The following is an 8,608-nucleotide window of genomic DNA, read 5'->3' as shown; positions in this document are numbered from 1 at the left end:
GAACGGCCACCCCCTCGACCGCGGCAGCCACAGCCACCTCGCCAGACTCCAACTCAGCCTCGCAGCATGACAGTTGGAATTAGCCACCAAGATCGTACACGATCGTGGTGGTTAATTGGCGCAGCGTCACGGCGACGTTCGCGAAGGTGCCGCTGCTCGTCCGATTTGTCAGCGATGGGCGCACAGCCGCGGCTGGTGACCTCCGACGTTCGGCCACTCCGTGAAATTAACCTCCAGGATCGCGCCGGTGTCGGCCAGCAGCCGCGTGAACCGCTGCACCCATCGACGTGATCGACCTCGACCCCACGTTCGACCAGCAACTCCTCAACGTCGCGATACGAGAGGTTGCAGCGCAGATACCAACGGACCGCGACCACGATCACCTCGGTCGGGAACAGGAACCCGGCGAACGCCGACTTCGGAGGCAGCCACCGGATAGGTCGGGTCGATGACTTCAATGCTCAAGCCTGGCTCGATCAGGGCGACGCTCAACGCAACGGAGCCCCTGAACCACGTCGGCGACCTGTGCGTCGGAACTCCGATGTTGATGACGGCAGGCGACTGGGCCGTGCAAGTGTGGAGCAGTCGTGATGCCTCCCCTGGGTGGCGCTGGGCTTCCAGAATCTGGCGCTGCTGTCCATGCCTGTCCAACCGGCCCCAGACAGGATGTGACGGACGCCACAACCGCGAAGTGTGGGTCACGTGTCAGAGGAGGCTGGCGTGAGCAGAAGAGATGTCGAGTTCGATGCCGAGGGCGTGTCGCTGCGAGGGTGGTTCTACGGGGCCGAGGGGGCAACCAGTCCGGCCGCCACGATCGTGATGGCGCATGGGTTCTCGGCCGTCAAGGAGATGTACCTGGACGCCTTCGCCGAGGTCTTCGCCTCGGCCGGGATGAATGCCCTTGTGTTCGATCACCGCAACTTTGGTGCCAGCGAGGGGACGCCGCGGCAGGAGATCGACCCGATCGCGCAGGTCCGCGACTATCGCCATGCGATCACGTGGGCGTCAGGGTTGCCCGAGGTCGATCCGCTCCGGATCGGTGTTTGGGGTAGCAGCTACTCGGGAGGACACGTACTGGTCGTCGCAGCCCTGGACCGGCGGGTCAGGGCCGTGGTCAGTCAGGTCCCCCTGGTCAGTGGCTTGGCGAACCTGCAGGCACTGGTCCGAGCTGACTTCATCGCCGGCCTTCGAGCCTCGTTCGACGAGGACCGCGCCGCTCGCTACGCGGGGGCGGAACCGGCGATGATCCCGGTGGTCGCAGAAGACCCTCTTGCGTCGTCCGCGTTGCCAACACCCGACTCGTGGACCTGGTTCACCGAGACCGCCAAGGTTCGAGCACCCTCCTGGCGCAACGAGGTCACCCTGCGCAGCGTCGAGATGTTCACCGAGTACGAGCCGGTCGCGCACATCGCCGCCATCAGCCCGACACCGCTGCTTCTGCTGCCGGCAGCGGACGACCACCTCACGCCGGCAACCCTGGCGATCGACGCGTTCGAGCGGGCACGTGAGCCGAAGAAGATCACCATCCTGCCCGGTGGCCACTTTGACGCCTACGTCGAAGGATTCGACATCGCCAGCCGGGCCGCACGCGACTGGTTCGTCGAGCATCTCGCAGTCACGAGCTGATCAGTCCCTAGCGGGGCACGCGCCCCGAGCAGCACCCGCGGTCGCAGAAGACGGCCGCACCTGGCCCGACACGCCAAGCCAGCAACCGAAGCCAATAGAAGGAGAAGCAGCCATGCCCATGGTCGACCTGTACTACCCGAGTGGCGCTCTGAGCCAGGACGCCAAGGACAAGCTCCTCGCCACACTCTCATCCACCTGCCTGAAGTGGGAGGGAATCGAGATCAACGATGGCTCGCAGTCAATCGCGTGGGTCTACCTCCACGAGGTGCCTCGCGAGAACATCTCCGCGGCCGGCAAGCCCCTCACCCAGGCCGTCTACCGCGCCCACGTCAGCGTCATGGTCGGTTTCATGGACTACGAGCGGATCGAGGGCATGGTCAAGGACGTGACGGATGCCGTCCTCGAAGCGGACGGCACCGCCGGAACGGGGGACGCTCGCGTCTTCGTGCTGCTCAACGAGATCCCAAGCGGCACCTGGGGCGTGGACGGCAAGGTCTGGCCGACGGTGTTCACCGCTGAGGCGCTGGGCCTGGATCCCAAGCGGGTCAAGAGGATGGCGGAGGCCATCGAGAGCCGTCCCCGGCTCGACGTCCCGCTCTCGCTGGCCTGAGAGCACGAGAAATCCGGCTCCTGGTGGCGCGGCGGCCACTGTTGCCGCGCCACCAGGCCACCGAGTCGTTCGACTGCACAAAGGACCCCGACGCTTGCCATGACCTACCCCGAGATCCACACGCGGAGCCTGGAGGACCCGGACGGGTTCTGGCTCGGAGCAGCCAGCGCTCTCGCATGGGCGCAGGCACCGAGCCGGGCCCTTGACGCCCGCCAGGCCCCTTTCTACCGCTGGTTCCCCGACGGCCGCCTGAACATGGCCCACAATGCCCTCGACCGGCATGTCGAGGCCGGGCACGGCTCCCGAATCGCTCTTATCCACGACTCGCCCGTCACCTCGACCAGCACGAGCATCACCTACAGCGATCTCACCGATCTCGTCGCCCGCTTCGCCGGTGCGCTCACCCGGGTGGGCGTGGTCAGGGGCGATCGCGTGGTCATCTACATGCCGATGGTGCCCGAGGCGGTCATCGCGATGCTGGGTTGTGCTCGGATCGGCGCAGTTCACTCTGTGGTATTTGGCGGCTTCGCGCCTCCCGAACTCGCATCCCGCATCGACGACGCTGCACCGAAGGTCGTCGTAACCGCCTCCTGTGGGATCGAAGGCAACCGAATCATCGAGTACAAACCTCTGCTGGACCAAGCGCTCCGCAGCGCCGAACACCAGCCCTCGGCGACGATCGTCCTGCAACGCCCTCAGGCCACCGCGGCCCTAAGCGCGGGCGACCACGATTGGTCGGAACTCATGGCCACCGTCGAGCCGGTGCAGCCGGTGATCGTCGACTCGACCGACCCGCTCTACATCCTCTATACCTCCGGGACGACCGGCCGCCCCAAGGGCGTCGTACGCGACACCGGCGGCTATGCAACAGCCCTGGCGTGGACGATGACCAACATCTACGACATCGGCCCCGGGGATGTCATGTTCACCGCCTCCGACATCGGATGGGTGGTCGGGCACTCCTACATTGTCTACGGCCCGCTCCTCGTCGGCGCGACCACGGTCCTCTACGAGGGCAAGCCGGTCGGCACTCCCGACGCGGGGCAGTTCTGGCGAGTCATCGAGGAACACCACGTCCGCGCCATGTTTGCCGCACCCACCGCGCTGAGGGCCCTGCGCAAGGAGGATCCCAAGGCGGGATACCTTCGTCAGCACGACATCTCTGCGCTAAGGCACCTCTTTCTCGCCGGCGAGAGACTGGATCCGGAGACGTGGCAGTGGGCCAGCCGGCACACAGGGGTTCCGGTGATCGACCACTGGTGGCAGACCGAAAGTGGTTGGGCGATCGCCGCCAACCCAGCTGGTCTGCAACTGCTCCCGATCAAGCCGGGATCTCCGTCGCTCACAATGCCTGGCTGGGACCTTCAGGTCCTCGACGCTCACGGACACCCGCTTCCGGCGGGAATCCAAGGCGCGCTCGCAGCACGGCTGCCCCTTCCACCCGGAGCTCTCACCACACTCTGGAGGGACGACGAGCGGTTTGTGAGCTCCTACCTATCGGAGTTCGACGGGTACTACCTCACCGGCGACGGCGGCTTCATCGACAGCGACGGCTACGTCTTCGTCATGGGACGCACCGACGACGTGATCAACGTGGCCGGCCATCGTCTGTCGACAGGTGCGATGGAGGAGGTCATCGCGACCCATCCCGACATCGCGGAGTGCGCCGTCATCGGTGTCCACGACAGTCTCAAGGGCCAGGTGCCCCGCGGCTTCGTCGTACTCAAGGCCGGGGTCGACCCACAGGCAGGGCTATCGCGACTCGCTCCGACGCGACCTCTTGGAACGGATCCGGACCCGGATCAGCCCGATCGCCTCCTTGCGAAGCGTCGACATCGTCACTGGCCTCCCCAAAACCAGGTCCGGGAAGATCCTGCGTAAGACGATGCGGGAGATCGCCGACGGCATTGAGGCTCGCGTCCCGCCGACCATCGAGGACCCCACGGTCCTAGACCAGCTGCGGCCGGTGCTGCAACGGCCCGAGACTTGCCCAACCACCATGGGAGGCGTTGGATAGTGCGAACCGGCGGGATCTTCAGCGGAGTTGAGCGGACATGACAGTTGTCCCACCCCCAGCGAGCGTCGACGACGTCACGGTCGATGGCTTGGTGCCGCACGGGCGACGCGATGCCTGGGAACGACACCTGTCCGAGCTGGTCGTCCCGATGAGTATCCGCATCTCGGAGTCCGACCTTCCCCAGTTCCGCGGGCGTCTGCGCAGACGATGGCTAGGAGACCTAGCGCTGGTGGACTGCCGCGTGCGGGCGCATGCTGGACAGCGACGGAGCGCGTCCCGCGAAGCAGCGTCCGACGGTTTCGTGACCCTGGTACTCGCCGTCGCCGGGTGTGAGGACGTCGCCGTGGGTAGCCGGCGTCACCGGATCAAGCCGGGAGGCGGTGTGGCCCTCGGAGAGGAGGCGTCCTTCAACTTCCAGGTCCCAGGCTCGTATCGCAAGAGGATCCTGCTCGTCCCCGCCGACGCACTACGCGAGGTGGGAGAGCCATTGACGGGCTCCGGCATGGTGCTGCTGCCCCCAACCAGCGCCACAGTCATGCTCTTGAACCGCTACCTCGAGAGCGTGGAATCCATGATTCCCGCTCTCCCACCTGGAGGCATCGAGGCAGCACGCAACGCCACGCTCGATCTCGTCGCAGGCGCTCTCCAGGGCGGCGGAGAATCCGCCGATCTCGGAGCATCCCGTTACAGCCCTGCGCTCAAAATCGCCATGGATCGCTGGATCGAACGCCATCTCGTCGACCCCCACCTGAGCCCAGAGGCGCTGGCGGCAGCGCATTCGGTCTCGACTCGAACCGTGCACCGGATGTTCGCCTCAAGCGGCGGGACCTTCCGAGAAGCCGTCCGCAGCCGCCGACTCGCGGCCGCATGCGAAGACCTCACTACTACCGACCTCGCAGTGGCAGCAATCGCCGCGCGCTGGGGCTTCGCCGACGCAAGCCACTTCACACGCACCTTCCGCAGCGCCTACGGACAAGCACCGTCCGCTTACCGAGCAGAACGGGCCACGACCGGGTCTATCAGGAATTAAGGGCTGTCCCGTAACTGCTGGTCACGGAGCTGGCCCGGGTGCGGAAACTGCGTAGCTGCCGAGTTCGCAGTGCCAGTATCGGCCGGTCTCCCGACCCGCCGTACCTGCGGCGTGACTGGATAGCTGCCCCCTGTTCGGAGGCGTGTGCGATCTCCGGTCGGCAGACCGGTGGGGTTCAAGTGGTGGCGGGCATCCAGGGTCTGCCGCGCATGGCTTGGTCGAGAACGTCGAGCGCGTTCTGGCCGTGGCGGTCGGCGGTGGCCAGGTAGGTCCGGATCGCCGCGAAGTCCTGGGCCCCGAGGAGGGTCGGCAGGCTCCCGGAGACCTTGATCCGCAGCTTGGCTATCCTGATCGTCTGCTCGGCCGGGTTGTTGTCGAAGGGCAGTGTCAGGTCGTGGACCCAGCGTAGGTAGTCGTCCCAGCGGCTGTGTAGGCGCTTGAACAAGGCGTTGTGCTTGCGCTCGGTCTTCGAGGACCGGGCAGCGGTGCCTTTCAGTCCGTCACGGACCGCGGTGTGCAGGGCCTTGAGCTCACCGGCCCTGACCTCGTCGGCAATCCGGTTGGCGCCGGTGACGCGGGCGGTGTCGGTGGCCTTCTTCAGTGCGAGCAGCGCGTCGATGGCCCGGTAGGCCGCGCAGCGGGCCGCCTCGTGACCGCGTTCGGTGACCGCGACCAGCTCGCGCAGGGCGTGCGCGCAGCATAGGGCGTGATCGGCTTCGGTGTAGGTGTCGTACGGGGCCCAGGCGTCATGCATGGCCACCCCGCGGAAGGCGGGCAGGATCCCGGCGGCGTCAATCGCCTCGGCCCCACGCCTTCGGTGCACACTCAAGTGCACGAACACGCCGGTGGAGGCGGAGTGCAGCCAGTGCAGCCGGCCGGCGGTACGAAACCCTGTCTCGTCGAAGAACGCCAACGGCGCGGCTGCCACCTTCTCGGCGACCATCCGGCCGAACGTGTCCAGAATCTGCGCGCAGCGCCGCACCCAGCCCGCCACGGTGGCCACCGCGACACGGGCGCCGAACAGATCGGCCAGCGCCCGGGCGGTACGGTCCTAGGACAGGAACTGCCCGTGCATCAGATACACCCCGGCGGCCGCCAGCCGCGGCCCATACTGCACCGGAGCACCCACCCCGTCCGGCGCGGTCGCCCTCACCTTCTTCCCGCAGGCACATCGCACCGACACCAGCCGGTGCTCGATCACCTCCAGCCGTATCTCCTCAGGCAGGTCGAAGACCTGCCGCCGCTCCGTCCCCACCTCGGGCGCGTCCTGGAGATCAGCCCCGCAACCACCACAGGAGTCGGGCCGGTGAGTGATCGTCTCGTCCGGGGCCTCGACCTGGCGCAGTGTGATACCCGGCTGCCCCTTCGGACGGCCCGGACCACACCCCGACTTCCCCCGCAGCGACTTCGGCGCCGGCTTGGCCAGGCCATCCGAAGACGGGGGCTTCGAGGAGTTCGCGGAGTTTTGGTTCAGCCGGGCCCGCAGGTCCATGACCTCGGCCTCCAATGCCACGATCCGCTCACTGGCCACCGCCAACTCGCTCCGCAGCCCCGTCACCAGCGCCGCGAGTTCCTCATAGCTGGGCAGCACCGTGGTCTGGGACATGAGACCCGAGGATCACCGAACCGGACCACAAGATCAAGTCGACTGTGATCGACCAGCTATCCAGTCACCCTGCGGCTTACGTTTCAGAGAGCGATGCCGATGACCAGCCAGCAAGCAACGACGACCCTGTGGCGCCCCGTCGGCCCCAAGCAGCTGGATCTGGTTCGGGAGCTGAACTGGCATTGCCCGATCCTGTTAGTTAATTGGCGCAGCGTAACGGCGACGTTCGCGAAGGTGCCGCTGCTCGTCCGATTTGTCAGCAATGGGCGCGCAGTCGCGGCTGGTGACCTCCGACGTTCGGCCACTCTGTGTAATTAGCCACCAGGATCGTACACCGTTGCCGTTGCATTCTGTCCTGCCGTCTTCGCTGACGGCTATCACCCGTACGGTCACTGTGGTCGTCGGCAGGCTCGCCCCGGGGCATCTGGGGGAGCTGACATCCGTCGTCCCGTTCGAGTTGGTCGACGCGGTGTTCGTGGAAACACGGACGGTTCAGCAGCGGCTGTGTGATCTTCCCTCCCGGGTCGGGATGTACTTCCTGCTCGCGATGTGCCTGTTCCCCGAGGTCGGATACCGGCTGGTCTGGGACAAGTTGACCGGTGGCCTGGCCGGGATGCCGGTGGCCTCGCCGAGCGCGAATGCCCTGCGGGACCTGCGGCGTCGGCTGGGAGCCGCGCCGGTGCAGGCGCTGTTCGAGGGTGCTCGCTGGGCCGCTGGCCCGCCTGACGACGACGGGGGTGCGGTTTTTCGGGAACGTTCCCGTGGAGCGGGCAGGTAGCTGAGGCAGGGGTCTGCCGGGCGGGACGCGGGTGTCAGGAAGCGTTGCTGACGTGCAGGAGGAGCAGGTCGAACTGGGGTCCTCCTGGCTCGTTGACGTACGGGCCGGCGTACTCATAGCCCAGCCTCGCGTACAAGTCCTGGCCGCGCCGGTTCGAGGGCAGCGCGAGCAGGGAGGACCACTGTGGGGCGATTACTCGCAGCAGCTCAGCGTGCATCCGGGTGCCGATTCCCCGGGACTGCCACGGCGGTCGGACCGCCAGTTCGCACAGCCCCATGAGGCGTTCGGTGCGGGCGCCTGCGGGGACCTGGTCGACGAGATCGGGTCCGAACCAGTAGTCGGCGGTGCAGGGGAAGCCGTAGGCGAATCCGACGGCGCTGCCGCCCTCGTACGCCATCACCAGGGCGAATCCCTCCCACTTGAGGTGACCGGTGATCTGGCGGTGCAGGGCGGGCACGGAGAGCCCGGCCGTGGCCGCACCGGGGTTGGCGACCAGCTCGGGATGAGCGTCTGCCCAGATGTCTGCGGCGACGTCCACGAGCGGCGGGACCTGTCCCGGCCCGTAGGTGCGAATCACCACGTCGGTGTGGGTGCTCGGGGCCACCGTCTCCTCCTCAGCTGACGCCGGTTGTCGTGCGGTACTCCTCCAGCCAGTCGGCGACCGCCGGGATGGTGGCGTGCCGCTGGAGTGCGCTCTGCACGTTGTGCAGCTGCTGCAGCAGCCGGTCAGAGCGAACTTCTGGCAGGTAGCGAAGGACGCGCCCGGCGGATTCGGCCGCGGCTTCCGGCTCGGGGCGTTCCCTCACCGCACGTTGAATGGCGACGTCAGCCGTGTACAGGGCCCGATTCCGCTGGAACTGGGTGCCGTGCAGGAGAACGGCCTGCTCGGCGCCGGCGGCGGCGCGCTCGTGCTGGGCGAGGTCGGCACGGGCGAGTGCTTC

The 8,608-nt window shown here is 67.0% G+C and carries 8 protein-coding genes and 2 pseudogenes; 6 read left to right on the top strand and 4 right to left on the bottom strand.

The features are described 5' to 3' along the window. The first annotated feature begins 693 nt into the window (after positions 1-693). The 5 genes from ACWDA7_RS47400 (at position 694) to ACWDA7_RS47380 (ending at position 5,283) form a co-directional block, all read left to right on the top strand. The gene (locus ACWDA7_RS47400; RefSeq protein ID WP_450613723.1) at positions 694-1,626 is read left to right on the top strand and encodes an alpha/beta hydrolase; all 933 of its coding nucleotides are present in this window, start codon (positions 694-696) and stop codon (positions 1,624-1,626) included. 112 nt (positions 1,627-1,738) lie between these two features. After that, positions 1,739-2,236, top strand: coding sequence for a tautomerase family protein (locus ACWDA7_RS47395; protein WP_450613721.1), 498 nt, complete (start codon positions 1,739-1,741; stop codon positions 2,234-2,236). 99 nt (positions 2,237-2,335) lie between these two features. After that, positions 2,336-4,117, top strand: a complete 1,782-nt coding sequence (locus tag ACWDA7_RS47390; RefSeq protein ID WP_450613719.1) for an AMP-binding protein — start codon at positions 2,336-2,338, stop codon at positions 4,115-4,117. Then, on the top strand, positions 4,017-4,253 hold the full coding sequence (locus ACWDA7_RS47385; protein WP_450613717.1) for a hypothetical protein: 237 nt from the start codon (positions 4,017-4,019) through the stop codon (positions 4,251-4,253). Before ACWDA7_RS47390 ends, ACWDA7_RS47385 begins: the two co-directional genes overlap by 101 nt. Before the next feature lie 37 nt (positions 4,254-4,290). Next, positions 4,291-5,283 (top strand): helix-turn-helix transcriptional regulator, encoded by a 993-nt coding sequence (locus ACWDA7_RS47380; protein ID WP_450613716.1) that lies wholly within the window; start codon positions 4,291-4,293, stop codon positions 5,281-5,283. 175 nt (positions 5,284-5,458) lie between these two features. On the opposite strand, the pseudogene tnpC reads toward ACWDA7_RS47380, so the two are convergent. Together tnpC and ACWDA7_RS47370 are read right to left on the bottom strand one after the other, a co-directional pair. Beyond that, a pseudogene (tnpC, locus tag ACWDA7_RS47375) lies at positions 5,459-6,319 on the bottom strand (IS66 family transposase); the annotation flags it as partial. 15 nt (positions 6,320-6,334) lie between these two features. Further along, positions 6,335-6,889 (bottom strand): DUF6444 domain-containing protein, encoded by a 555-nt coding sequence (locus ACWDA7_RS47370; RefSeq protein ID WP_450613714.1) that lies wholly within the window; start codon positions 6,887-6,889, stop codon positions 6,335-6,337. 343 nt (positions 6,890-7,232) lie between these two features. Between ACWDA7_RS47370 and ACWDA7_RS47365 the strand changes: the two genes are divergently transcribed. Then, positions 7,233-7,667, top strand: coding sequence for a transposase domain-containing protein (locus ACWDA7_RS47365; protein WP_450613712.1), 435 nt, complete (start codon positions 7,233-7,235; stop codon positions 7,665-7,667). Positions 7,668-7,701: 34 nt separating this feature from the next. Here ACWDA7_RS47365 and ACWDA7_RS47360 read toward each other — a convergent pair whose 3' ends face one another. Then, positions 7,702-8,271 (bottom strand): N-acetyltransferase family protein, encoded by a 570-nt coding sequence (locus ACWDA7_RS47360; protein ID WP_450613710.1) that lies wholly within the window; start codon positions 8,269-8,271, stop codon positions 7,702-7,704. Positions 8,272-8,281: 10 nt separating this feature from the next. Continuing rightward, positions 8,282-8,608: pseudogene (locus ACWDA7_RS47355) on the bottom strand (hypothetical protein); the annotation flags it as partial.

The organism is Streptomyces sp. NPDC001156 (assembly GCF_053598275.1).
The sequence above is the reverse complement of the archived record's forward strand: the minus strand, read 5'-3'. Positions and strand labels throughout refer to the sequence as shown.